The sequence below is a fragment of the Nocardia sp. NPDC006044 genome, from assembly GCF_042871115.1.
Lineage (GTDB): Bacteria > Actinomycetota > Actinomycetes > Mycobacteriales > Mycobacteriaceae > Nocardia.
This window is the reverse complement of the sequence record NZ_JBIAID010000003.1, coordinates 1,412,557-1,438,176: the sequence shown is the minus strand read 5'-3', so window position 1 is coordinate 1,438,176 and position 25,620 is coordinate 1,412,557. Positions and strand designations below refer to the sequence as shown.

Annotated in this window: 21 protein-coding genes; 9 read left to right on the top strand and 12 right to left on the bottom strand. The window is 68.2% G+C overall.

The window, feature by feature from the left end:
• The first annotated feature begins 1,191 nt into the window (after positions 1-1,191).
• The 5 genes from ACFYO1_RS31220 to tuf all read left to right on the top strand — a co-directional run bounded on the left by ACFYO1_RS31220 (position 1,192) and on the right by tuf (position 7,031).
• Positions 1,192-2,121, top strand: a complete 930-nt coding sequence (locus tag ACFYO1_RS31220) for a TauD/TfdA dioxygenase family protein (protein WP_387238514.1) — start codon at positions 1,192-1,194, stop codon at positions 2,119-2,121.
• 138 nt (positions 2,122-2,259) lie between these two features.
• The gene (locus tag ACFYO1_RS31215) at positions 2,260-3,477 is read left to right on the top strand and encodes a CaiB/BaiF CoA transferase family protein (RefSeq protein WP_387238511.1); all 1,218 of its coding nucleotides are present in this window, start codon (positions 2,260-2,262) and stop codon (positions 3,475-3,477) included.
• Positions 3,478-3,628: 151 nt separating this feature from the next.
• Positions 3,629-4,555: a hydroxymethylglutaryl-CoA lyase gene (locus ACFYO1_RS31210; RefSeq protein ID WP_387238508.1), complete on the top strand. Its 927-nt coding sequence runs from the start codon at positions 3,629-3,631 to the stop codon at positions 4,553-4,555.
• Positions 4,556-4,994: 439 nt separating this feature from the next.
• Positions 4,995-5,432: a hypothetical protein gene (locus ACFYO1_RS31205; protein WP_387238505.1), complete on the top strand. Its 438-nt coding sequence runs from the start codon at positions 4,995-4,997 to the stop codon at positions 5,430-5,432.
• 420 nt (positions 5,433-5,852) lie between these two features.
• The gene (gene tuf, locus ACFYO1_RS31200) at positions 5,853-7,031 is read left to right on the top strand and encodes an elongation factor Tu (RefSeq protein WP_387238502.1); all 1,179 of its coding nucleotides are present in this window, start codon (positions 5,853-5,855) and stop codon (positions 7,029-7,031) included.
• A gap of 73 nt (positions 7,032-7,104) precedes the next feature.
• On the opposite strand, the gene cqsA is transcribed toward tuf, so the two are convergent.
• From cqsA to ACFYO1_RS31180, 4 genes are all read right to left on the bottom strand, one after another.
• Complete coding sequence (cqsA, locus tag ACFYO1_RS31195) at positions 7,105-8,337, bottom strand: alpha-hydroxyketone-type quorum-sensing autoinducer synthase (protein WP_387238499.1); 1,233 nt, start codon at positions 8,335-8,337, stop codon at positions 7,105-7,107.
• Positions 8,338-8,533: 196 nt separating this feature from the next.
• Positions 8,534-9,787 carry a formamidase gene (gene fmdA, locus ACFYO1_RS31190; RefSeq protein WP_387238496.1) on the bottom strand — a complete coding sequence of 418 codons (1,254 nt, stop codon included), beginning with the start codon at positions 9,785-9,787 and terminating at the stop codon, positions 8,534-8,536.
• 16 nt (positions 9,788-9,803) lie between these two features.
• A complete protein-coding gene (locus ACFYO1_RS31185) occupies positions 9,804-10,079 on the bottom strand; it encodes an FmdB family zinc ribbon protein (RefSeq protein ID WP_387238493.1) in 276 nt (91 codons plus the stop codon).
• Between the two features lie 102 nt (positions 10,080-10,181).
• A complete protein-coding gene (locus ACFYO1_RS31180) occupies positions 10,182-11,267 on the bottom strand; it encodes a substrate-binding domain-containing protein (protein ID WP_387238490.1) in 1,086 nt (361 codons plus the stop codon).
• Positions 11,268-11,318: 51 nt separating this feature from the next.
• Here ACFYO1_RS31180 and ACFYO1_RS31175 point away from each other — a divergent pair, with 51 nt between their 5' ends.
• The 4 genes from ACFYO1_RS31175 to ACFYO1_RS31160 all read left to right on the top strand — a co-directional run bounded on the left by ACFYO1_RS31175 (position 11,319) and on the right by ACFYO1_RS31160 (position 16,192).
• A complete protein-coding gene (locus ACFYO1_RS31175; protein WP_387238487.1) occupies positions 11,319-11,756 on the top strand; it encodes a MarR family winged helix-turn-helix transcriptional regulator in 438 nt (145 codons plus the stop codon).
• Between the two features lie 81 nt (positions 11,757-11,837).
• Positions 11,838-12,614, top strand: coding sequence for an ABC transporter ATP-binding protein (locus ACFYO1_RS31170; RefSeq protein ID WP_387238484.1), 777 nt, complete (start codon positions 11,838-11,840; stop codon positions 12,612-12,614).
• Positions 12,614-15,142 carry an ABC transporter permease gene (locus tag ACFYO1_RS31165; protein ID WP_387238481.1) on the top strand — a complete coding sequence of 843 codons (2,529 nt, stop codon included), beginning with the start codon at positions 12,614-12,616 and terminating at the stop codon, positions 15,140-15,142. The genes ACFYO1_RS31170 and ACFYO1_RS31165 overlap by 1 nt, the downstream gene beginning before the upstream one ends.
• 222 nt (positions 15,143-15,364) lie before the next feature.
• Positions 15,365-16,192 (top strand): phosphatase PAP2 family protein, encoded by an 828-nt coding sequence (locus tag ACFYO1_RS31160; protein ID WP_387238478.1) that lies wholly within the window; start codon positions 15,365-15,367, stop codon positions 16,190-16,192.
• Between the two features lie 201 nt (positions 16,193-16,393).
• On the opposite strand, the gene ACFYO1_RS31155 is transcribed toward ACFYO1_RS31160, so the two are convergent.
• The 8 genes from ACFYO1_RS31155 to ACFYO1_RS31120 form a co-directional block, all read right to left on the bottom strand.
• Positions 16,394-16,822 carry a PIN domain-containing protein gene (locus ACFYO1_RS31155; protein ID WP_387238475.1) on the bottom strand — a complete coding sequence of 143 codons (429 nt, stop codon included), beginning with the start codon at positions 16,820-16,822 and terminating at the stop codon, positions 16,394-16,396.
• The gene (locus ACFYO1_RS31150) at positions 16,819-17,058 is read right to left on the bottom strand and encodes an AbrB/MazE/SpoVT family DNA-binding domain-containing protein (RefSeq protein ID WP_387238473.1); all 240 of its coding nucleotides are present in this window, start codon (positions 17,056-17,058) and stop codon (positions 16,819-16,821) included. The genes ACFYO1_RS31155 and ACFYO1_RS31150 overlap by 4 nt, the downstream gene beginning before the upstream one ends.
• A 180-nt stretch (positions 17,059-17,238) precedes the next feature.
• Positions 17,239-17,646 (bottom strand): PIN domain-containing protein, encoded by a 408-nt coding sequence (locus ACFYO1_RS31145; protein WP_387238470.1) that lies wholly within the window; start codon positions 17,644-17,646, stop codon positions 17,239-17,241.
• Positions 17,643-17,870 carry a type II toxin-antitoxin system VapB family antitoxin gene (locus ACFYO1_RS31140; RefSeq protein WP_387238467.1) on the bottom strand — a complete coding sequence of 76 codons (228 nt, stop codon included), beginning with the start codon at positions 17,868-17,870 and terminating at the stop codon, positions 17,643-17,645. The genes ACFYO1_RS31145 and ACFYO1_RS31140 overlap by 4 nt, the downstream gene beginning before the upstream one ends.
• Positions 17,871-17,927: 57 nt before the next feature.
• A complete protein-coding gene (locus ACFYO1_RS31135) occupies positions 17,928-19,088 on the bottom strand; it encodes a VWA domain-containing protein (protein ID WP_387238464.1) in 1,161 nt (386 codons plus the stop codon).
• Positions 19,085-21,373: a DUF5682 family protein gene (locus tag ACFYO1_RS31130; RefSeq protein ID WP_387238461.1), complete on the bottom strand. Its 2,289-nt coding sequence runs from the start codon at positions 21,371-21,373 to the stop codon at positions 19,085-19,087. Before ACFYO1_RS31130 ends, ACFYO1_RS31135 begins: the two co-directional genes overlap by 4 nt.
• Positions 21,374-21,411: 38 nt before the next feature.
• Positions 21,412-22,512: an AAA family ATPase gene (locus ACFYO1_RS31125; RefSeq protein ID WP_387238458.1), complete on the bottom strand. Its 1,101-nt coding sequence runs from the start codon at positions 22,510-22,512 to the stop codon at positions 21,412-21,414.
• Positions 22,509-25,382 (bottom strand): SWIM zinc finger family protein, encoded by a 2,874-nt coding sequence (locus ACFYO1_RS31120; protein ID WP_387238455.1) that lies wholly within the window; start codon positions 25,380-25,382, stop codon positions 22,509-22,511. The genes ACFYO1_RS31125 and ACFYO1_RS31120 overlap by 4 nt, the downstream gene beginning before the upstream one ends.
• Positions 25,383-25,620: the final 238 nt, after the last annotated feature.

The following is a 25,620-nucleotide window of genomic DNA, read 5'->3' as shown; positions in this document are numbered from 1 at the left end:
AAAGGTCGCGAGTTGATCTCCCAAAGCGACCTTTTGACTCGACTCAACAGGCCAACAACCTTTTGACTCGACTCGATGAAGAAAGATCTCGAGAATAGCACCACAGCCAGTCCCCACGCCGACAACTCTCACCTCCGCCGACCCAAGCTGCGGGAGAGAAGGCCGGGGACCCCACCTGACGTGCTCAGCACTATCCGGGCATCCCCTGTGCCAGGCCCCAAACCCCGCAGACCGGTCGCCCGGGACGTCTCTGAACCCACCGCACCGAAACGGGGACACTGCCGCACCCTGAGGGATGTGCACCTACCCCGTGCGGACCTCCCGGCTCGTCCCGTGTGTACTTGCCCAGTGAAGCTGAAGGCCTACCCTGGTTTTCACTGCAGTAGTGCTGGGCACGTCGCCTGCCGTACCCGGCTTTAGGTGCATGTCAGGATGGGCGGCGTCGGGTTCCGGCGTGGTCATCTGGCTGTGGTTGCGTCACGGAATTCTTTAAAAAGCTGGCCTGGTGCTCGAAAGCTGAAGACCTGCGCGGGTTTTTCCTGAAGTGGTGCTGGGCGCGTCGTCTGCCAGTACCGGTCTACATCCGCGATAAGGGCGCGCAACCTCGGGTTCCATCGTGTCCGTCTGCTGTGGTGGTGTTGCCACGGGTTGTTCGCACAGCTGCTTCGTTCTTCGCATACCTGTTGCCGGGTTGAGGGGTATGCGGAAGGTGAAGCGGGTGTGGGAGGTCGGCCCTATCTGTCGCTTGGTCTGCGGGGCGGCGGGGTTTGTTATGGCGCCTCGACCGGCTGCGGTGAATGTGCGTGCATGACCCGCCGCCTCGTTCTGCACTCCTTCTCCGGAGCTGCCCTGCTTCAGAACCCGGTCCTTGGTGCGGATCGCGAGGAAAAGGGTGGGTTGAGGGATCCGCATGGCATCCGGGGACTGCCCACGGGTCCGCGAGGCGAGCGGCATCCTTGCGGGCGTGTAGATGTTGTCCACCGGCTGTGCCGTTCGGTGGTGCCAGAGCTGTGCTGCTTTCGGGATTCGCATTGAGGATGGGGTCCTGGAGGGGGCCGGGGAGAGTGCGGATTTGTTGAGTGCCGGGGCGGGTTGGTTGGGATCAGGGCGACGAAAAACCTGGTGGGGGTGGGGGATTCGGTGGTGTGCTCGGGGAGCATTAATCGGGTTCTCTACAGCGAAGGTGATCTCATGACGATCGCACACGCACCAAGCTCTGCCTCGGTGATCAAGCTCGGCGCGCGGATCGGCGCGCGGGTCGACAATGTTCGGCTCGGCGGGGATTTGGACGCGGCGACGGTCGAGGTGATCCGGCGGGCGCTGGCGGAGCACAAGGTGATCTTCTTCCGGGGGCAGGATCAGCTGACGGAGGACGGGCAGTACGAGTTCGCGCAGTTGCTCGGCAGCCCGACGACGCCGCACCCGACGGTCACCTCGCACGGGGTCAAGAGCCTGGCGATCGACTCCGAGCACGGGCGCGCGAACAGCTGGCACACCGATGTCACGTTCGTCGACCGGATTCCGAAGGCGTCGATCCTGCGCGCGGTGCACCTGCCGACCTATGGCGGATCGACCACGTGGGCCTCGACCGTGGCCGCGTACGAGTCGCTGCCTGCCTCGCTGAAACTGCTCGCGGAGAACCTGCGCGCCGTGCACACCAATGTCTACGACTACGCGGCCCGCAACGTGGAACCGCTGCGCCCGAACACCCAGGCCTACCGCGCAGAGTTCGAGTCCAGCTACTACGAGACCGAGCACCCGGTGGTGCGGGTGCATCCGGAGACGGGCGAGCGGGCACTGCTGCTCGGCCATTTCGTGAAGCACTTCGTCGGCCTGTCCAGCACCGAATCGCAGACCCTGTTCCGGCTGTTCCAGGACCGGGTGACCCGGTTGGAGAACACCGCCCGCTGGAACTGGGCGCCGGGCGACGTGGCGATCTGGGACAACCGCGCCACCCAGCACTACGCCATCGACGACTACGACGACCAGCCGCGCAAGCTGACCCGGATCACGTTGGCCGGCGACATCCCGGTCGGCGTCGACGGCACCGCGAGCCGCAGCATCGCCGGCAATGCCGAGCACTACTCGATCGTCGAGGAGACCCAGCTGCTTGCCTCCTGATCCGGCTCGCCGATGCCGGATACGGCGGGCCGAATCCGCGGGCGACGATCATGCGCGACGGCGCGGGCGCATGATCTTGTTCGGTCGCAGCGAGGTGTCGTCGTGCGCCGCCACTCGGGCCCCTGAGACACTGTTGCGATGAGTATTCGGCCGTTGGACGGTGTTCGCGTCCTGGAGCTGGGCAATTACATTGCCGCGCCGACCGCCGGGCGCATCCTCGGTGACTTCGGCGCCGAGGTCATCAAGGTGGAGCGCCCGAAGGCAGGCGACGAGTTGCGCAACTGGCGGCTCTACGGTGGCGACACCTCGATGCTGTATCGCACGGTCAATCGGAACAAGAAGTCGATCACGCTGGATCTGCGCAGCGAGGCGGGCCGGGCCGTCGTGCTCGACCTGGTCCGCCGGTGCGATGTGCTGCTGGAGAACTTCCGCCCCGGGATGCTGGAGAAGTGGGGACTCGGCCCGGAGGTGCTCAACGAGGCGAACCCGGACCTGGTGATCACCAGGATCTCCGGTTACGGGCAGACCGGCCCGCACGCGTCGCGGCCCGGTTTCGCGGCGGTCGCCGAGGCGGTCGGCGGCCTGCGCGAACTGATGGGCGAGCCGGATCGACCGCCGGTGCGCACCGGCGTATCCATCGGTGACTCGATCGCGGGTGTCTATGCCGCGTTCGGCACGGTGATGGCGCTGTTCCAACGCGAACGCAAGCCGGGCGAGACGCCGATTCCGTTGCGCGAGCGCATCATCGATGTCGCGCTCAACGAGACGATTCTGTCGGTGATGGAATCGCTGGTCCCGGACTATCTCGCCTATGGCATAAACCGCGGCCGGGTCGGCGGCCTCGTCGAGGGCATCGCCCCGAGCAACGCCTACCCGTGCAGCGACGGCGTCAGCATCATCATCGGCGGCAACGGCGACGCCATCTTCCAGCGCTACATGCAGGTGATCGGCCGTCCCGACCTGGCCGCCGACCCGGAACTGCACGACAACGCGGGCCGCTGGCGCCAGCACGACCGCCTCGATCGGGCCATCGCCGAGTGGACGATTCAGCACACCCGCGCCGAGGCGTTGAAGATTCTCGAGGCCGCGGGCATCCCGTGCGGTCCCATCTACACCGCGGCCGACATCGTCGCCGACGAACAGTACAAGGCGCGCAATATGATTCAGCCATTCTCGGTGGATGTCGGTGCGGCGGCACCGAAAACGGTCGGGTTCCCCGGTATCGTTCCGGTGATCGGCGAGCAGTCCCTGCCCATTCGTAATATCGGCCCGGATCTAGGTGAGCACACGCGGGAAGTGTTGTCCGGGCTACTCGGCATGAGCGACAGCGAGATCGACGCCTTGGAGGCGAAATGAGACAAGACCGCAGGCGCCCGCCAGGGCGCGGTCCACGGGACATCCGGTCACCGGGGTTCACCCGGCCGACGGTGCATCCGAATCCGGCCGGCGTCCACGAAAAGCCGTGGGGTGGCGTGATGTGCGCGCCGCGGCAGGAGCGGGACGAGCGGTGACCACGGCGCTGCTGCGCGACGTCACGTTGCGAGATGGCTTGCAGCTCACCGGAAAAGTGCTGCCGGTCGAGCGCAAGGTGGACATCGTCCGCCGCCTGCTCGCGCTCGGCGTACCGGCGCTGGAGATCGGTTCGATGGCCAGGCCCGATCTGGTGCCGCCGATGGCGAACACCATGGAACTCATCGCCGCGCTGAGTCCCGAAGAGCTGCAACGCTGTTGGGTGTGGGTGGCCACGCCGCGGCACGTGCAGAAGGCGGCCGCGGCGGGGGTGCGCAACTTCCAGTACTGCTTCTCGGTCTCCGACGCGCACAACAAGGCCAATATCGGCCGCACCACCGAGGACAGCGTCGCCGCCATGCCGGAGGCGATCGGGCACGCCGCGGCGGTGGGCGGCTCGATTCAGCTGTGCCTGGCCACCAGCTTCACCTGTCCGTTCGACGGCCCGGTCGATCCGGAGCGGGTCGTCGCCATCGCCGACGATCCGCGCACCGCGGGGGCCGGCGACATCGTCATTGCCGACACCCTCGGCCAGGCATATCCGGAGCAGGTGGCCGCGCTGGTCACCGCCGTCCGCACGCGAACCCCGCAGCGGCGCATCGTCTTTCACGGTCACGACACCTGGGGGATGGGGGTGGCCAACACCCTGGCCGCCATCCGGTCGGGCGCCGCCATGGTCGACGGTGCGCTCGGTGGGCTCGGTGGTTGCCCGTTCGCGCCCGGCGCCAGCGGAAACACCTCCAGCGAGGACATCCTGTTCGCGACGCGGCCCGAGTGGTTCACCCCGGCCACGCTCGCCGCGCTGGTCGATCTGTCCGAAGACCTGCTCACCGAGCTCGGCGAGGCGAATCGATCGCGCGCGGCGGAGGGCGCCCGGTCCAAAGCTGAGGCATTCGAGTGGGTTAGCGCGCGGGCTGCTGGGTAAATATTCAGCCAGCGGTCCGACGACGGTCGTGATAGAAAAATCGGCGAGTAGGCAATGGCGCTGTGTGGTTTTCGGTCGGCTGATCGTGAATCCTGTGCCCGGCTAATAATTCCAAGCGACGTGCGGTGTGGTTGACGTCATTGACCAGGAGTTTAGTTCAGCACGAACAAAATTATGTGGTCCATATCACAAGTTAGCCATCGATTCGCCATCGTTGAAAACCGGTGAACGGAAGAAAGCCATCGGCTGATCGGGACTCGTTGTGCGACACAGGCTTGCGCCGTTTCACCGATACGATGCCGCGGCCTGCGCAAATTCCTGGTTACCGGGTTGTTAGTCGTGCGTTCAAGAGAGCGCACCTGGATGTTCCCTTACCGTGATATCTGTAGCGGGCCGATACCGAGGGAGTGCCGGCCGCTGTTCTCTGAAGGGAAAGTCTTTGAAGAAGATCCGTACGTTCGGTTTCGTGGCGCTCGCTGCCACCTCCATCGCGGTGGCCGGCTCGGGCCTCGCGGTGGCCGCGCCGCCGCTGACCGGTTCGGGGACCGGTTCCGCCGCCACCCAGACTCCGCCGTACACCGGTTCCGCGAACGGCACCGTTGCCGCGCCGCCGTTGACCGGTTCGGGTACCGGTTCGATCGAAACGTTCAAGCCGCCGTACACCGGTTCGGCGAACCCCGGCACCGTGGCGGCGCCGCCGTTGACCGGTTCGGGCACCGGTTCCATCGAAACCTTCAAGCCGCCGTACACCGGTTCCGCGAACGGCACCGTCGCGGCGCCGCCGCTCACCGGCTCGGGCACCGGTTCCGCCGAGGGCTCCGGCGCGGCGATCGACGCGTTCCTGAAGGCGCTGCTCGCGGGCAGCAGCTCCAAGTAGTCCGCGAATCGAGGCGCTCGGCGTTCCACGACCCCGAGCGCCTCGGCTGACACACCGCTACACCGTCCGATCCCGAGCAACGCGGGGTCGGATTTCTGGTTTCCGGGGAAGAACGATCGCCCGCCACCGCCCACCGGCGTCCGCGCCGTACGGAAAATGCATCGCGCCGCGGTGATCTCGCCCCTTACCATTCCCGACATGTTCAGCTACGCCATCGCCGCAACGTCCGCATTCGCGGGCGCGATGGCCGCTGTCCTGGCCGCCTCGGCAGCAGTTGCCGCGCAGCTCGACGGAGCCCGAAGCTGACCTTCCCCGGGATGTCCCGGGACCTCGGACGGGGAAGGTCGCCCCGTCGCTGAGGTCCCGCTCGACACCGTCGGGCACATTCGCCAGTGCCCGCCAGGCAAACCAGGAAGAAACATGTCCAAGCAGACCTATGTCCGCACCAAGCCGCACCTCAACATCGGCACCATGGGCCATGTCGACCACGGCAAGACCACGCTCACCGCGGCGATCACCAAGGTGCTCGCCGAGCGGGGCGGCGGCAGCTACGTGCCGTTCGACCGGATCGACCGCGCCCCGGAAGAGGCGCAGCGCGGCATCACCATCAATATCGCGCACGTCGAATACGAGACGGTGACAAGGCATTACGCGCATATCGACATGCCGGGTCACGCCGACTTCGTGAAGAACATGATCACCGGCGCGTCCCAGCTGGACGGCGCGATCCTGGTGGTCTCCGCGCAGGACGGCGTCATGCCCCAGACCGCGGAGCACGTGCTGCTGGCCCGGCAGGTCGGCGTCGAGCACGTCGTCGTCGCCCTGAACAAGGCCGACGCGGGTGACCCGGAGCTGCTCGACCTGATCGAGCTGGAGGTTCGCGAACTCCTGACCGCCCAGGGGTACCCGGGCGCCGAACTCCCGGTAGTCCGGGTATCGGGCCTGCGTGCGCTGGAGGGCGACGAGCGGTGGACCGCCGCGTTGATCGAGTTGCTGGACGCGATCGACACGCACGTGCCGACACCCGTGCGCTATACCGACGCGCCGTTCCTGCTGCCGGTGGAGAACGTCCTCACCATCACCGGCCGAGGCACCGTGGTCACCGGCGCGGTGGAGCGCGGGCGGGTCCGGCTCGGTGATCGGGTGGCTCTGCTCGGTCTGGACGACGAGCTGAGTTCGGTGGTCACCGGAGTCGAAACCTTCGGGCGCACCATGGAATTCGCGGAGGCGGGGGACAACGTCGCGCTGTTGCTGCGCGGCATCCAGCGCGGTCAGGTCCGGCGCGGTCAGGTGGTCGCCGAGCCCGGCAGCATTGCCGTGCACAGCAGGTTCACCGCTCGGGTCTACCTGCTCGGCACCGCGGAAGGCGGGCGGCGCACGCCGATCGCCACCGGCTACCGGCCGCAGTTCTACATCCGCACGGGGGACGTGGTCGGCGACGTGACGTTGCCCGGCGACACGCGGATAGCGGCACCCGGTGACACGGTCGATCTGACCGTCGAACTGGGTCGTCCGACCCCGGTGGAGCCGGGGCTCGGTTTCGCCATCCGCGAGGGTGGGCGGACCGTCGGCGCAGGCACCGTCCTGACCACCGGCTAGTTCGATGCCGGGCGCGGGAGCCGGCACAGGTTCCCGCGCTCGGTCGAGCGGCACATTTCGGCGCTGGCCGCCGTCATGCGCCGCTCGCCGCGTGGGTCGGCAGCGCGTGTTTCGCGGGTCGTGGCTGCGGCTCGACGGGCGGGGTCGCGCCGAAGTGAGTGCGGATTTCGTTGCAGGCGCCGATGATTCGGTCGATGTGCTGGTCGGCGAGACCGGCGTGCAGGCCGAAGCGGACGAGGCAGTGGTTGCGGGCGGTGGCCGGTGGGCACAGCAGGGCGCCGAAAATGCCGCGCGCCTCGAGGAAGTCGCGCATGGCCGCCGCGCGTGCGTCGGGTCCGCCCTGGAGCGCGACGATGTGACTGGCCGAGCCCTCCAGGTCGAATTCGAGCGTGGTCAGCGCCCGGCGCACCATGGTGGACAGCTCGCGTAGTCGCTGCCGCCGCCAATTGTCCAGCCGGATCACTTCGAGTGTTGCCGCGAGACCGGCGATTTCGTACGGCAGCAGCGTGGCGGAGAACACCGCGGGATGAGATTCCATTTTGAAGTAGTCGACGAAATCGATGCTGTTCGCGCCGATGAACCCGGCACGAGCGCCGAAGGCCTTGGCCAGGCTGGCAATTCGGTACGGCACCCGTTCGGTGAGCCCGAGCGCCGCCACCATTCCCGCGCCGGCCGGGCCGTCGGTACCCAGCGCGTGTGATTCGTCGACGACGAGCACGCTGTCGGTTTCGTCGGCGGCGTCACAGATCTGGGTCAGCGGGCAGCGGCTGCCATTGGTGCCGTAGATCGCGTCCACCGCGATGATGCCCGGCCCGTGCGCGCGGATCTGTTCGCGCAGGTGGCCGGGAAAATTGTGCCGGAACGAATATATCTGCGCACCAGCCGCTTTCGCGCCATGCCAGAACGACATATGCGCGAATTGATCGATATAGACCGGTGTTCCCGGGTCGGCGATCGATTGCAGCAGCCCGACTTTCGCATCCCATCCGGATTGACAGAGAATCCCGGCGGGGGCGCGCAGATGGTCGGCGAAGGCGCGTTCCAGTGCGACCTGTGGATGATCACCGGGCAGATAGGCGCCCGAGGAGAATCTCGGCGAGTACGCCGCCCGTAGCGCCGTTCTGATCGCGTGCGTGATCCGCGGATCGGCGGCCAGCGCCAGATAGTCGTTGTTGCTGAGCACGATATCGCCGAACGCAGGCGCACGGCCGTGCAGGATATGCCGCCCGCCCCAGTGCCCGGCAACCCTTTCCGAATGAAATCTCTCGACCCGCAGGCGGATCCGTTCCGCAACCGTCGGCCTCATGAAACTCCTTTCGCCACCAACAGCTACTCCAGAGCACACGCACCCCGATTGAACCACCGCCCGTTGCACGCCGGGTCGTATTGGATAACTTGACGGTTGACCACTAATGCGCAGGTCGAATATCACCGGCCCTCGGATTGCCGGCACGGGTCGCGCAGCACGCGCAACGTTTCAGCAATCCGAGGGCGAAGTGGTCTCAGCGGGTGGCGCGCGGAGCGCCGGGGCCGGGGTCGATCCGGGTGGGGCCGGCGGCGGTGGGGGTGATGGGGAAATCGAAGATGGCGGTGGGGATGTAGACGGTGGCACAGGAATTGGGGATGTCTACTACGCCGGAGAAACGGCCCTCGATGGGGGCGGCGCCGAGCAGGAGGTAGGCCTGTTCGGGGGTGTAGCCGAACTTGGTGAGGTAGTCGATGGCGTGCAGGCAGGCGCGTTCGAAGGACAGTTGCGAGTCGAGGTAGCGCTGTTCGCCGTCCAGAGTCACCGAGGTGCCCGAAAAGGCCAGGTATTCGGAGTAATTGGGGCCGGAGTTGCCGGGCATGAAGATGGCGTTCTCGGCGACGCCGTAGAGCTCCATGCCGTTCTTGATGAGATCGACGCGCAGGTCGATGAATCCGCCCATCTCGATCGCGCCGCAGAAAGTGATCTCGCCGTCGCCCTGGGAGAAATGCAGGTCGCCGACCGAGAGATGCGCGCCGTCCACGAATACCGGATAGAACACCCGGCTGCCCCTGGTGAAGTTCTTGATGTCCTGATTGCCGCCGTTCTCCCGCGGCGGCGCGGTGCGCGCGGCATCGGCGGCGACCCGGTCGAACTCGACCCCGGACAACGAGCCGAGGATGGCGTCGCGCGGCTCCGGCGGCAGCGCGAGCGGCGGCACCCGGTGCGGGTCGGTCGCGATCAGCGCCTCTTCGCGCGCGTTCCACTTCGACAGGAGCGCGGCCGACGGCGCGGTACCCATCAGCCCGGGGTGGGTCATCCCGGTGAACTTCACGCCGGGAATGTGGCGCGAGGTGGTGGTCTGCCCGCTGAAGTCCCAGATCGCCTTGTACGCGTCGGGGAAGTGCTCGGTGAGGAAGCCGCCGCCGTTGTCGGTGGCGAAGATGCCGGTGTAGCCCCAGCCCTGTCCGGCCAGTGGGCCGGAGTCCTCTTGCGGAATGGGCCCGATGTCGAGAATGTCGACGATGAGCAGGTCGCCGGGCTGCGCGCCCTCGATCGCGAACGGACCGGACAGGCAGTGCACCGTGCTGAGCGGCGCGTTCAGCACGTCCTCGGCGGAGTCGTCGTTGTGGATGGCGCCGTCGAACCACTCGCGCACGTGCACCCGGAACTCGGCGCCGGGCTTGACCGTCACCGCGGCCGGGATGTCGGGATGCCACCGATTGTGGCCGACGTACTTCTGCTCGGTGAACCGCTTGCCGGAATCGAGGGGGAACAGTAACTCGGGCATCGTGTGTCCTTCGGTATCAGGGGCGGGGAAGCTTGCGGTGCAATGGGTTTCGCGTCACCGGCACGGCCTTGCGCGGCGGTGCGGAAACGACCGGAGGCTCGGCGGCCGTGCGCTCGGTCGCGTCGATCAGCCGGGTGGCCGCCGATCCAGGCCGGATCAGCGCCGCGACGCCGAACTGCCGCTTGCTGCTCGACGCGCAGTCCGGGCACGGCGCGGCGGCAGGCACGTCGGCCATCGCGAAGCTGAGATCGAAGCCGCCGCAGGCGCGGCAGTGGAACCAGTAGAGGGGCACGGGAACCTCATTATTTTCATTTGAATATGTTTCGTATGACGACGATACAAAGGCAGGCAGGTCGCCGCAGCGAAACCGCAAGGTGAAGTTCGTGTTACGGACTCAGGAGTCGAGTTCGGCGCGCACGCTGAATTCGAGCAGGTCGGCGTCGGCCAGATAGACCGGCTGGGTGGTGTGCGCGCCGCGCACCCGCACCTCGCCGCGCGGGCCGCCGTAGCTGACCCGCGGCGCGTGCCGTTCGATCGCCCGCAGGTCGAGGCTGCGGGCGGACTCGGCGAGCGAGGCGAACAACAGCAGTCCCTCGTAGCAGGATTCGCCGATGTTGTTCAGCGCGGGCGCGGCCGGGCCGAACTCGCGCAGATACCGCGCGCCGAAATCCATCCCCGCGGACGACACCACGCTTTCGAAATAGCCACTGGCGGTGAACAATCCGCGCGTGCTGTCCGCGCCGCCCGCGTACAGCACATCCTCGCCGATCATCATGCTCAGCCGCAGCCTGTCATCGTCGAGACCGGCCTCGGCGAAGGCGCGGTTGAACGCGGCGCAGTCGGCGCCGACCATGAACAGCAGGACGCCCTGTGCCGGCGAGCGATGGATCAGTTCCAGGGCCTGCCGGAAGTCGCGTCCGCCGAGCGGGACGAAGGTCTGACCGACCACCTCGATATCCGTGGTCGCCGCGAATTCCATAGCGGCTCTTGCGGTTTCCCGCGGCCACACGTAGTCGTTGCCGACCACGCACCAGCGGCGGATGCCGCGCTCGGCGCGCAGCCAGCGCAGCGCGGGAAACAGTTGTTGCTCCGGTGTCTCGCCCACCATGTAGACGCCGTCGGAGTCCTCGCCACCCTCGTAGAACGTGGTGTAGACGTAGGGCACCCGGCCCGCGGTGTGCGGGGTAATCACCTTGCGCGCGTTGGACAGATGCCAGCCGACCACGCCGTCGATCGCGCCGGTGCTGACCATCCGGTCGATCGTCGCGGCGAGCACGGGCAGCGGCGCACCCGCGTCCACCGGGTGGAGCCGGACGGTCCGATCGAGAATTCCGCCTGCGGCATTGATATCCGCGACGGCCAATGCCGCACAGGCCTCACAGGAGGGCCCGAACATGCCCGCGGATCCACTGCGCGGCACCACCAGCGCGATGTCCACGGTGGAGCGACGGAAACCGTAGCGCGACAACGGAATCACCACCGTATATTTCCATTTGAATATTAACCATACGGGGTTGGATATAGTACTGCCGTGGACCATAGCACCGACCCCGCCGCGCTGGAAGAATTGGCCCGGCTGGTGCGCAGGGCGTCGCAGGAACTCGACCGGGCCATCGCAGCCAGCCTCGGCGAGAACTCCGTCGTGCGCTGGCACGCCCTGGCGGCGGTGGTGGACGGCGGCGGTTACCCGATGTCGCACCTTGCGGAGGCCACCCTGCTCACCGGCGCCAACCTGACCCGGCTGATCGACGGGATGATCGCGGACAACCTGGTGCACCGCAAGGTCGACGACACCGATCGCCGCCGGGTGCTGGTCTTCCCGACCCGTCGCGGGTCACTCGCCTTCCAGGCGATGAACCGCGCCGTCGGCGCCAGCGGCCTGGACGCGCTGGCCACGGGCAATGCCCGATTGGCCAAGTCGCTGGCCGGCCTGGTCGACCAGTTACACACCGAACCCGCTACCACGTAACCTGGTCGCGCGCATCGATACCTGACGAGTCGGGGCATTCCCTGATGGCGCACCGGCCCGAACGCGGTAAGACTGGTGTGCATGACTTCGCAAGCTTTGGGTTCCGACACCGCCGACCTGGCGGTACCGACCGATGTCGCGGCCCGTGCGATCGACCTGGTCAAGGTCTACGGGTCGGGAGATACGCAGGTCCGGGCCCTGGACGGGGTGTCGGCCGAGTTCGCGAAGGGGGAATTCACGGCGATCATGGGGCCGTCGGGCTCCGGCAAGTCGACGCTGGTGCACTGCCTGGCCGGGCTGGACAGCGCGAGCACCGGCACCGTCCGGATCGGTGATACCGATCTGGCGGGCCTGTCCGACAAGCAGATGACCCGGTTGCGGCGTGACCGGATCGGGTTCGTCTTCCAGGCGTTCAACCTGGTGCCGACCCTGACCGCACTGGAGAACATCACGCTGCCGCTGGACATCGCCGGGCGCAAACCGGATCAGGCCTGGTTGGACACGGTGCTGAAGCGCCTCGGCCTCAATGACCGGCTCACCCATCGACCGAGCGAGCTGTCCGGCGGACAGCAGCAGCGAGTCGCCTGCGCGCGGGCGCTCGCGGGCAAGCCGGAGATCATCTTCGGCGACGAGCCGACCGGCAACCTGGACTCGAAGGCCTCCGAAGAGGTGCTGTCCATCCTGCGCGCCGCGGTCGACGAGTTCGGGCAGACCGTGGTGATCGTCACCCACGAGCCGCACGCCGCCGGGTTCGCCGACCGGGTGATCTTCCTGGCCGACGGCAAGATCGTGAACGAAATGCGTGATCCGACCTCGGATACCGTGCTCGACCGGATGAAGGCGCTGGAGCAAGCCTGATGAGTGGCAGTCCGATGCGGAAGGTCGCGCTGCGTAACCTGGCCGCGCACAAGGTGCGTCTCGCCCTGACGCTGCTCTCGGTGGTGCTCGGCACCGCGTTCATCGCGGGTTCGTTCGTGTTCACCGATACGTTGCAGCGCACGTTCGACGGAATCTTCGCCGGTCAGGCGAAGGGCGTCGACGTCAGGGTGAGTCCCAAAGAGCGGCAGGCGCAAGGGGTTCCGAACAACATCGTCGACGAACTACAGAAGTATCCCGGAGTACGCACGATCGCGCCGAGCGTGAACGGCGTCCTGGTGCTGCTGACGCCGGACGGGAAGAAGGCGATCCAGACCGGTGGCGCGCCCACCTTCGGGCAGTCCTATCTGCCGCCGGAGCGCGCGGTCGCCGAGCCGAACAAATTCGTCCAGGGCGTGCCGCCGGCGAAAAGCGGTGAGATCGCGCTGAATACGGGCGGCGCCGAGCGGGCCGGGTTGAAGATCGGCGATCACACCAAGCTGATGATCCCGTCGCAGGGCGATCCGATCGATGTGACCCTCACCGGCATCTACCAGGTGCCCTCGGACACCGGTGGATTCATCGGCGTGCTGTTCGACGACGCTCAGGCGCGCAAGCTGTTCACCGACGGGCTGCACGTGGCTTACGTCGATGTCGCGGCCACCGGGATACCCGGTGATCAGTTGCGCGACAATCTGATCAAGGACCTGCCGAACTACAAGGTGCAAAACGGCGATCAGGTGCGCGCGGACCTGAAGAAGGACGTGTCCAACGCGCTCAACTTCATCAACTACTTCCTGCTCGCGTTCGGCGCCATCGCGCTGATCGTCGGGACGTTCATCATCTACAACACCTTTTCGATGATCGTCGCGCAGCGGCTGCGCGAACTCGCGCTGCTGCGCGCGGTCGGGGCGAGCAGGCAGCAGGTCGGGCGATCGGTGGTGGCGGAGGCGTTCGTCATCGGATTGGTCGGCAGCGCACTGGGGTTGGCCGGCGGCATCGGGCTGGCGTTCGGCCTGTCCGCAGTGCTCAACGCGTTCGATCTCGGGTTGCCGACCGGGTCGATGACGGTGTTGCCGCGCACCATCGCGGTCGGGTTGCTCGTCGGTCTTTTCGTGACGGTGCTGAGCGCCTACGCGCCTGCCCGCCGGGCGGCGAAGATTCCGCCGGTCCAGGCGATGCGGGAGGAATTCGCTTCCGCCGGTGATTCATTGCGGATCCGGACGCTGGTCGGGGCGGTGCTCGCGGTGGCGGGCGCGGCGCTCGTCTATGTGGGCGCTCAATCGACCGGCGGGAACGCGGCGTTGACCGTCGGGATCGGCGCGCTGGCGCTGATTCTCGCGGTATTGCTTGCCGCGCCCGCGCTTTCGCGTCCGGTGGTCGGCGGGCTCGGGGTGCTGACTCGTCCGTTCGGGCCGATCGGGCGGATGGCCCGCAACAATGCCGCGCGCAACCCACGCCGCACGGCCGCAACGGCGTTCGCGCTCACCCTCGGATTGATGCTGGTGACCGCGATCGGCATGCTCGGCGCCTCGGCGAAGGCCAGTGTCGGGGTGCTGGTGGACAAGGGGGTGCGGTCCGAATACGTGCTGGCCACCCAGCAATTCGTCGGGGTTCCGTTCGGTGCCGCCGAGGCGGTGCGCAAGTCGGTGCCCGGTGTCGCCGATGTGGTCGGGCTGCGTGGCGTCGGCTTCAAGATCGGGGACGATCAGGTCGGCGGCACCTCGCCGGACGGCCGGCTCGATCAAGCGCTGAACTACGAAATACTGCGTGGCTCAGCGACCCTCGGCGACCGGGACATCCTGGTGTCCGAGGACGAGGCGAACAAGCGCGGCTGGAAGGTCGGCCAGGAGGTATCGCCGACCAGTTTCGACGGCAAGAAGGTCCCGCTGACCGTCGCCGGCATCTATCGCAAGACCCCGCTGCTCGGCGCGCTCGTGGTGTCGCCGGTGGTCTACAAGGAGGTGGTGCCGGTCAACTTCCAGAGCAATGTCGTCGTGCTGGTCACCGCCGCGCCCGGCGCGAATCTGACCGCGATGCGGGCCGATCTGGAGAAGGCGGTCGAGCCTTTCCCCGTGGTCCAGGTGCAGGACCGCGAGGAATTCAAAGGCGCGCAGGGCAAACAGATCAACACGCTGCTCGCCATCCTCTACGGCCTGCTCGCGCTGGCGGTGGTGATCGCGATCCTCGGCATCGTCAACACGCTGGCGCTGTCGGTGGTGGAGCGGCGGCGCGAGATCGGCATGCTGCGTGCGGTCGGGATGCAACGCGCTCAAGTGCGGCGCACCATCTATCTGGAGTCCATGTTGATCGCGGTCTTCGGGGCCATCATCGGCATGCTGCTCGGGTTGGGGCTAGGGGTGGGCTTCCTGCGGACCTTGCGCGATCTGGGGCTCGATCAGATCGCCATCCCGTGGTCGCAGCTGGTGCTCGTGCTGGTGAGTTCGGCCGTGGTCGGGGTGCTGGCCGCGCTCTGGCCCGCGGTCCGGGCTGCCCGCACCCCACCCTTGGCGGCCATCGCCGACCTGTAGGCGCATCGCTGTCCGGCGGGCCTCGATTCGTCGGGGCCCGCCGTTCCGCTGTGCGGAATCGACTGTCCCGCAGCAGGTCCGGGATGGTGCGGGATTCCGTTGTGTCTGTCCCATCACACCGTGCGGAAGTCGGCCGGGAGATGATGCTAGGTTAAACGGAGGATATAACTCCGCTTAATTGCCGGGATCGGCCTGGTTCGACGGGGAAGGAGGCCGCGGGCAATGGTGGCTGTGGGTCTTGGCGGACCAGGTGCCGGATTCGAGGTCGCGCCGGGCGGGATGGTCGAGCGGGTGCGGGCGGCGGTGCACGGCCGCGGTCGCGAGGCGATCGGGCAGTTGGTGCTGATCACCGTGCTCTATGTCGGTTATCGGGTCGGCCGGATGGTGACCGCGGACGACACTGTGCGAGCGTTCGGCAATGCCCGTGGGCTGCTCGGGCTCGAGGATCGGCTCTGGCTGCCCGAGGAGACGACGTTGCAGTCGGTCTTCGTGCGGCACGACTCCTTCGCGGTGCCGGCCAACTTCTATTACGCCACCGCGCATTTCACCGTCGCGGTGGCGGTCCTGCTGTGGTTGTGGGTGTTCCGGCCCGAACACTATCGATGGACGCGAAACCTGATGGTGGCGTTGACCGCCGCCGCGCTCGTCGTGCACGTCCTGGTGCCGCTCGCGCCGCCGCGCATGCTGCCGGAATACGGTTTCGTCGATCTCGCCGCCGTACACGGCCAATCCGTGTACGGCTCGGCCGAATCCGGCGGTCTGTCCAACCAATTCGCCGCCATGCCCTCGTTGCACGTCGGCTGGGCGCTGCTGCTCGCCTTCGCCGTGGTCGCCGCGACCCGCACGCGATGGCGCTGGCTGGTTTTGGCGCATCCGGTGCTGACCACGCTGGTCGTCGTCGGTACCGGCAACCACTACTGGCTGGATGTCATCGTTGCGATCGGTTTGCTGGCTGTGTCGGCACTGCTGCATCCGAAGCTGGTTCCGACTGCCGCCACCGCCTGGGGCGTCATGGGCCCGGTGGCTGCGAAACCCCTCGTGACCAGCTGAAAACATGCCGTGCGCCGGTCGGTCGAACCAGGCTCACCGCCGCATCCCCTGTCGTAGGATCTCCTGAGCTGTCCGGTTCGCCCGTTCAGATAGGAGCCCGATGGAATTCCTCACCACGCTCTCCACCCTGCTCGGCATCGCACTGCAGTTGATCAACCTGGTCTCGGCCATCTCCAGCCTGTCGGGGTGATGGGGTTCAGCTCAGGGCAGCCGGCCCTTGCTGTCTGGAAGCGGATAGACCTTGCCGCCTTCCGATCGCACCACTGCGGCGAGTGCCGGGTCCGCCGTTGCCAGCGGAAGCTGCTCGGACAGCGCGGTGGCCGCAGCGACGCAGTCCGCCAGGCTTACGGCCATGCGTTCGCGATGGTAGTGCTGAGTGCGTAAACGCCCCGCGAGCACTCCTAGTTGGGCGGTCACGGGAGCTAATCGCATGCCGATCGTGGAGAGCAGGGCGATGTCCGCCTCGATGTCGTCCGGATGTCGCCCATAGACGCGGGCGAGTTGATCCATCACTTCCGCGGCGTTCGCGGTGGACAGAACGCTGGGCTCTACGAGTAGGTTCGCGACTTCGCGGGCCGATGGCTCGGCGCGGAAGTACGCGATAACCGCGTAGGCGTCGAGGACGGTCATCGCGGCCTGCTCGTCGGTTCGGCGGCTCGTTCGGCTGCGCGAGCCTCCTCGCTGTCCGGTCCCGGGCCTGCATGGGCGCCCATCAGCGCACTGATCGGATCGTCCGGCATGGGCCGGACGATCGCGTAGTCGCCCCGGTCGATGACGAGTACCGAAGAAGCGCCCCACCGACGGCGTAGATCCGCGGGGAGCGAGATCTGACCATTTCCGGTCACCTTGGCATGTGCCGAACTCATGCTTCCATCCTACATTGCGAGCTGTCGATACAACAGACTCAATATTTATAGTATGAATGACGAGTACATTGTAAATTTGGGTGGTGACTTGTATGGAATTCCTCACCACGCTCTCCACCCTGCTCGGCATCGCACTGCAATTGATCGGCCATCTCCAGCCTGTCGGGGTGATGGGGACGTTCAGAAATTACGAATGTTGTGCTCGGTCAGGTCGGTTGCGTGCTTGGCGAGGGTGCGGAAGTCGTTGTCGTCGTGCAGTACGGTCAGGCCGTGATGGGCGGCCGTTGCCGCGATGATCAGATCCACGGCCGAGGCGCTGCGGTGCTGGCCTTGTCGTGACATGCGGTACTGCGCGGCATTGATCCATGTGCCTGCCTGCTTCGGCACCGATACATCCGGATAGATACGCGCGAACATCTCGTTGATCTCGTCGAATTCCGACGCGTCACGGGCGCTGTAGAGGAACTCGGAGCGCTGTGCGTAACAGGATCCGATTGTCTGCGCGACGATGGCTTGCTCCCAGGCGGCCTGGATGGCCGGATCGGTGAGCAGGCGGACCAGCCCGGAGGTGTCCAGTAGGTAGATCACCGATCGTGAGCTGCTTTCTCGGCGAGATGGCGTTGCTCGGCGTCCGCCACCGCACCCCAGGTGCGGGCGCGCTCGAAGTGCTCGCGCACCAGGGCAGCGCGTTCCTGCTGTTCGGCGTAGAAGCGGAGGGCCAAGTTGACCGCCTCTTTTTTGGTTCGGACGCCAGACAGTGTCATGGTCTGAGCGAGCGCGTCGTCGTCCAGATCGATCTGTGTCACCGTCATGGCGTACCCCGGTTTCGATGTTGGTGATGTACATAGAAGAATACATGACCAGCATTCTCAGTGGTGACTTGTGGTGGAGTTCGCCCAGGCTTGCAGGTCGCCGCGGTCGAGGGCGACGGCGAGCAGGTCGGGGAATTTGTCAGGGGTGCAGGCGAAGGCGGGGACGCCGAGGGCGGCCAGGGCGGCGGCGTTGTCGTGGTCGAAGGCGGGGGCGCCCTCGTCCGACAGGGCGAGCAGGACGACGACCTGGACGCCGGATTCCTTCATGGCGTTGATCCGGCGCAGCATCTCGTCGCGCACACCGCCTTCGTACAGGTCGGAGATGAGCACGAAGAGGGAATCGGTGGGACGGGTGACGAGGGTCTGCGAGTAGGCGATGGCGCGGTTGATGTCGGTGCCGCCGCCGAGCTGGGTGCCGAAGAGAACCTCGACCGGATCGTCGAGTTTGTCGGTGAGATCGACGATCTCGGTGTCGAAGACGACCAGCGAGGTCTTCAGCGAGCGCATGGAGGCGAGCACGGCGCCGAAGACGGACGCGTAGACGACGCTGGCCGCCATCGAGCCGGATTGGTCGATGGCCAGCACCACATCGCGTTGCACCGCTTGGGCTTTGCGGCCGTAACCGACCAGCCGCTCGGGCACGACGGTGCGATGCTCGGGCAGATAGTTGGCCAGATTCTTGCGGATGGTGCGATCCCAGTCGATATCGCGCAGCCGCGGGCGGGCGACGCGCGCGGCCCGGTTCAACGCACCGGAGACGGCCGCGACGGTCTGCGCGGCGATGCGCTGCTCGATCTCGCGCACCACCTTCTGCACCACCATCCGCGCGGTCGCCTTGGTGGTTTCCGGCATCACCCGGTTCAGGCTCAGCAGGGTGCCGACCAGGTGCACGTCGGGCTCGACCGCCTCGAGCAACTCCGGCTCCAGCAGCAGCTGGGTGAGGTTGAGCCGCTGGACCGCGTCGCGCTGCATCACCTCGACGACGGTCGAGGGGAAGTAGTTGCGGATGTCGCCGAGCCAGCGGGCCACCCGGGGTGCGGAGCCCTCGAGTCCGCCGGAGCGTTTGCCCGAGCTTCGTTCGTCGCTGTTGTACAGCGCGGACAGCGCGCGATCCATCGCGACGTCGTCGCCGTCGCCGAGTCCGCCGAGCCCCTCCTCGGCGGCGGAGCCGAGCACCAAACGCCAACGCCGCGCCTGTGTTTCATCGACCGCGTTCATACCGGAACTCCTAAGATGGCCGCGGCGGTCCGCAGGGCGATACTGCCGCGGGTGAGGTCGAAACCGCCGCCCTCGTCGGCGGCTCGGGTGGCGACGGCGCCGTTGTCGCGCACCGCGCGGCCGATCGCGCGCCGCTCGCCCGACTCGAAGGCACCGAATGTCCGGCGCAGCAAGGGGAGCGTCTCGACGAACTGGTCTTCGTGCAGCGCGCCCAGCCAATCGTCGATGAGGCGCAACAACTCCCGATCGTGCACGAGCAGCAGCCCGCGCCCGCCGACGAATCCGTCGATCCAGGCGGCCTTCGCGGCGGCGGTGTTGCCGACCGACAAGGCGGCGGAAAGCCTTCGGGCGGAATCGGTTTCGTCGATGATGCCAGCGTCGGCGAGCACCCGCACGGCCCGGCCGACGAGCGCGCCGTGCACGTCGTCGCGATCGGCGAGTTTGCCCAGCGCGCCGAGCCATTCGCCGGTGGCCCAGCCGTCGTCGCGGGTGCTGATGGCGGTGTGGGCGGCGTCGAGCAGGGTGCGGAACTCGGTGGCCGCGTCGGTGTCCAGGCCGGTGACGGCGCCGGGTAGGCCGGCGCAGATCCGCACCAGCAGGCCGTCGGCGACGTGGGCCAGGGCCTTGGTGTCGGTGCCGCGGACATCGCCGTAGCGGAGCGTCCGGACGAGGCCGGGCAGGGCGGCGAGCAGGTGGGTGATGTCGTGGTCCAGCGCGGCCGCCGATTCCAGCCGGGTGATCAGTCCGTCGGTGGCGCCGCCGAGATCGGCCAGCAGTGCGACCTCCAACGCGGCCGACAGGTCGCCGACGGTGCTGTCCGCGCGGCTCGCGGTGTCCAGGATCTTCGCCTCGGCGGCGGTGCCGATGGTGGTGCCCCAGCGGGACGCCTCGATGATCGAGATCGCGTACTCCGGGCGCCATTCCAGCGTCCAGGTCTCCCGGAAGGTGCCGGTGCTGCGCACCTCGCTGGTGGTGAGCGTGCCCCACGGGATGTCGAGCACGCGCAGCCGGTGCAGCAGGCGCGAACGCTCTACCTCGCGTTCCTTGCGCAGGTCGAGATCGAGGACCCGGGACAGCGCCTCCTGCTTCATCCGCAGCGTGCGGATCCGGGCCCGCAGGTCGGCGTCGAGCGGGACGGTCGGGGTGCCCTCGGGGACCGTGCCGAGGGCCTCGCCGACGACGAGTTCGTTCACCACCAGCCGCAGCATGGTCTCGTCGCCCGCGCACATCACCGCGCGGGTGGCCTCGGTGACCTCGGACAACCCGGCCAACGGGCGATCGCGCATAGCGGCGAGGGTGTCGGCGAGCCGGACCGCCTCGATGATGTGCGCGCTGGAGACCGGCAGATCGTGCGCGCGCAGCACACCGGCCACCTTGGTGAGCCAGCGGACGATCGGCCGCTCGGTCTCGGTGAACAGGTGGTGATACCAGCCGGGGGAGGTGATGCCCGCGCCGTAGCCGGAGATCGTGGACAGCCGCGAATGCGTCCACGGCACCCAGGTCAGCGTGGCCTTCGTCTTCGGAAGTCCCTTCAGCAGCCGGGTATCCGCGGCCGCGGGTCCGAGCTTGCCCGCGAGCGCGGGCGCGTGCCAGGCCCCGCAGACCACGGCGAGGCGGACCGCGCCGTCCTTGAGCGCCTTGCGCATCGTCTGCCGCATGTACGCCTCGCGCCGCAGCGTGTGCGCGTCGATATGGATGGCGTCGAGCTGGTCCTCGATCGCCGTGCCGTCGTCGTCCAGCGTTGCGCCGAGCGGCTCGGGCTCGGCGGCGATCAGCTCGGCGGATTCGCGCAGCGCGCCCATCGCCTCGGTGATCGCGTCGAAAGCGGTGGCGTCGGGGGCGGATTCGACGACCGCGTCCCACCAGCGCTCGGCATCGTCGTAGCCGCCCGCCGCGGCGAGCTCGATCAGCGGGTCGAACCGGTCGCCCGGCTCCTCCTCGGCGGCGAGCACCATGGTGGCGGGCAGATCGCAGAACCGCACGGGCACATCGTGTTCGGTGGCGTACCGCAGCGCCTGCCACTCGGGCGAGAACACGGCGTACGGCCAGAACGCCGCCTTCGCCGGTGTATCCGGCACATAGGCGAGCAGGGCTACCGGCGGCGCCATCCCTTCGGCCGCGACGTACCCGACCAGCGGATCGGCGTCCGCGGGTCCCTCGATCAAAATGGTGTCGGGCTGAAAGGCCTCCAGCGCCAACCGAAGTGAGCGCGCGGAGCCCGGCCCGTGATGGCGGATGCCGAACACGCGGGTTTGCGCGCCCGAGCCGTTCTGTGCTCGTGTCATGGTGTCACCCCCTTCTCCTCTACCTGGTGGTCCCGCCGTCAACCGGAGATCTCGCGGCAAGCCCGGTAGAAGTCGGACCACTCCGGCCGTTCGCGGACAACGGCTTCCAGGTATTCGGTCCACACGACGGCGTCGGCGACCGGATCCTTGATCACCGAACCGAGCACCGCACCGGCGATGTCGCCGGCCCGCAGCATGCCGTCGCCGAAGTGGACGGACAGCGCGATCCCATTGGTGATCACCGAGATGGCCTCGGCGGTGGACAGGGTGCCCGAGGGCGACTTGAGCTTGGTGCGGCCGTCGGCCGTGATGCCGGAACGCAATTCGCGGAAGACCCGCACCACCCGGCGCACCTCCTCGGCCGCGGCGGGCACCTTCGGCAGTTCCAGCGAGGCGCCGAGCTGTTCGACCCGGCGGCTGACGATGGCGACCTCCTCGTCCTCGGTGGCGGGCAGCGGCAGCACCACGGTGTTGAACCGGCGGCGCAGCGCGGAGGACAGCTCGTTCACCCCGCGGTCGCGGTCGTTGGCGGTGGCGATGACGTTGAAGCCCTTGGCCGCCTGCACTTCTGTGCCGAGTTCGGGCACCGGCAGCGTCTTCTCCGACAGCACGGTGATCAGCGCGTCCTGCACGTCGGACGGTATGCGGGTGAGTTCCTCGACCCTGGCGATCGAACCCGCGCGCATCGCGGTCATCACCGGCGACGGCACCAGCGCGCCCTCGCTCGGCCCCTCGGCGAGCAGCCGCGCGTAGTTCCAGCCGTACCGGATCGCCTCCTCCGCCGTCCCCGACGTGCCCTGCACGAGCAGCGTCGATTCCCCGCAGATGGCGGCCGAGAGATGTTCCGAAACCCAGGTTTTGGCCGTGCCGGGGACGCCGAGCAGCAGCAGCGCGCGGTCGGTGGCGAGGGTCGCGACCGCGACCTCCATGAGGCGGCGCGGGCCGACGTACTTCGGGCTGATCACGGTGCCGTCGTCGAGGGTGCCGCCGAGCAGGTAGGTGACCACCGCCCACGGGGAGAGCCGCCAAGACGGCGGGCGCGGGCGTTCGTCGGCGCTCGCGAGGGCGGACAGTTCGTCGGCGTAGGCCTGTTCGGCGTGCGGACGCAGCAGGTCGGGCGTCACGTCGGTAGTGGTCACTGCAACTCCTCGAGCATCATCGAGCGGTGGTTGAGGTCGTGGGCGAGCTGATCGAAGGCTCGTTCCCAGGTGGGATCGCCGCACCGGCGGGCCACCACGGTGGCGGCGCTCGCGGCGGTGAGGGGTAGGTGCACCGACGCCGCGGCCAGCAGCGAGCGGTGCGCGTTGGGGGTGTTGCCGTGTGCCTCGGGTCGGCGGGCGGCGGCGCGGGCACGTTCGAACAGCAGTAGAATCAGGTGCTGCGCCAAGGGTTCCGGCCACGGATGGCCCATCGCGGGCAGCAGCGCCTCGATCTCGGAGAGCCAGGAGCCGTCCAGGCCGAGCAGGTGGCGGGTGCGGTCGGCCTGCGGCAGCAGCGCGAACAGCTCGCGCCTGCGCAGCATGGCGACGTCGGTCGGCACGCCCGCGTCGAACAGCGCCCGGGCCCACACCGAATCGTGCTGGGCCAGCGCGGCATCCACCCAGCCGTCGAACACCGGCTGACGGAAGCGGTCGTCGATGGTGGCCTTGACCGCCTTGTCGGGCGCGCCGAGCACGGTCGCCCAGTGGTCGAGCGGTGTCGCCGCGACCAACTGGCGCAGCCGGCCGGCGGTGACGTCGGGGGCGCCGCCCCACCGATAGGTGAACTCCACGCTGCGGTCGGTGATGCCGTCGCGCTGCGCGGGCGGATCCAGCGTATCGGGCAGTGCGACAACGAGTTCGGTGTGCAACAGCCGGTGTTCGACGCGCAGCCACTGGCCGGCCCGCCGCGTCATGCGGTGCGCGAACGCCGAATCCGGCAGCAGGGTCAGCAGACCGGCGGCGGTCCGCCGGACGTCGGAGCGACGATCGTCCAGCCCGGCTTCCAGCAGTGGTTCGTCCGCCCGCGAAATCCCGGCGGCGAGCACGGCGAGCAGCTCCGCCTTCAACGGACCCGATTCCTTCGACCAGGCCGCGGCGAGCGTTTCGCGCGCCGCGTCGGCATCCCGGCGGCGTAGCTCGGCCAGCCACGCCCGGCGCTCGGGCGGCTGACCGAACTGCCAGGCGTCCTCGGTGGGTGCCGCGGCAGGCTGCCGGCGCACCAGGTTTCGCCATTCCGGATGCCGGCTCGCCAGCCAGCGGCCGCGGACACCGGCCAGGCGCAGCAGCGGCTCGCGCAGCTCGGCGTTGCTCTTCGCCTGGTCGAGCAGTTGCCCGCACAGCGCGTCCGGCGCGCGATAGTCGTACGGCGTTGCCGCGGTGAACCATTCGGGCAGGAACGGCGACTTCTCCTGCAACATCCGGGCGAGGCGACCGGCGGCGACCCGCGGCAGCAGCCGCCGGGGGTCGTCCTCGGCGGGTTCGGGGGCGGTCGCGCTGGCCGGCGGTACCCCGCCGCGCGCGAAAACGTCGTGGAGCGCGGCGGATTCGAGCAGCCGCAGCGCCGGATCGGCCGGTAGCCGGTCGGCCGCCTCGGCAATCGGCGCGGCGAGGCCGCTGAGGTCCGGTGGTCGGCGGGCGGTGCCGAGCAGCGCGACGGAGGTGAGATCGGCCGCGCCGCCCGGCTGTGCCGCTCGGGCAGTCGGCGCGCTCCGGCCGACCGGGTCGAGCCGGGCCAGGTCGATCACCTCGCCGGCGGTGAATACCGAGACCGGGACCAGGCCCTCGCCGGTCCATTCGGCGGCGACGGTCACCGGATGCCCGCCGGACACGCCGAGCAGTCGCCACGGCTGCTCGGTGGGCGCCACCGGCAGCGCGGTGCCGTCGGATTCGGCGATGTACCAACCGCTTTCGGTGTGCGCCGGGACCACGTCGGCGAGCAGCACCGGCCACCCGCGCAGCCATGGATCGGCGCCGAGCGCCGCCGCGTGATCGGCGAGCGCGGCGGCGATCGTGCCGGGCCGGTCCGGATCGGCCGGCAACGTGGTGAACGGCTCCGGCGCGCCGTGGCGTTCACCCCACAGCGCGCGCAGCGGCGCGGCGCCGGGGTAGTAGTGCAGGTCCGCGTCGGCGAGCAGGCCGAGCGGCGGCACGTCCGCGGGGAAGCCCGGCGATCCGAACGAGTGGTCGACGACCACGGCCCAGCGCCGAGATTGCCTGCCGTACAACCAGGTTCGCCGGGTGTAGAGGCGCTCGTCCTCGGTGATCCGCAGGCCGAGCACCATCCACCGGTCGCGCACCGCCGGCTCGGTGCGCACGGATTCGGCCGGATTCGGATAACCGACGTGCGCGCGGACGCTGGCGCCCAGTTCGGGCGGCAGCTCGTCCAGCCGGCGATGCGCGGCGACGAGCAGGTGCAGCCGCGCGTATTCGCGCAGCACCACGTCCGGCCAGTCCGGGCGGGTCACCACGGCGGTGGGCAACTGCCGCAGGGCAGCCGCGACGCCGGGAGCCTGCGCGTCGACCATCCGCGCGGCGATCGCCTCGAACGCCCGGTACGAGCGATCGGCCTGCGCCAGGCCGGTGCGCACCTGGTCGCCGAGCCAGACGTCGAGTTCGGCCAGCCCCGCGGTGACCCGGACCCGCCGCTGTTCCGCGGTGGCCGGATTCGAGGTGCGCGCGCCGGCCTCGGCCGTAGGTTTAGCGGCCTTGGCGATCCGGCCGCCGATCCAGCTCGCGGCGAAGTCGACGATCGCCGGCGCGTCCTCGACCCGGCCCGCGGACCACTCGAGCAACAGCGACAAGGCGTGCTTGCACGGGAATTTGCGGCTCGGACAGGAGCACTTGTACGCGGGCCCGGACAGATCGATGATCGTCTGATACGGCTTGGCGCCGCTGCCCTGGCACAGTCCCCACAGCGCGATGTCGTGCCGGCCTGCGCCGCGCCAGCGACTCGCCAGTTTCCGCGCCGCCGACAGCGAGCTCGCGTCCGGCGCGAGCGCCGTGACCTGGTCCTCGCTCCAGCGCGTCATGTCTTCCCCCGTTCGTCGGTTGACCGGATTTCTACCGCAGGCCACCGACAAGTGCCGATCCGGCCGGTGTGTTTCGCACGGAAATTACTGCGCCGTGCCGGTTTTCACCGCTGAAAACCTCTTGCGTACAGTGTTGTTCTCTGGCATTCTGTCCTGTTCGGCTCGACCGAACCATCCAAATCGGGTGATACACCATCGAGCTGCCCGCCGGGGCTGGCGAGGGGTGGACATCGAGGCG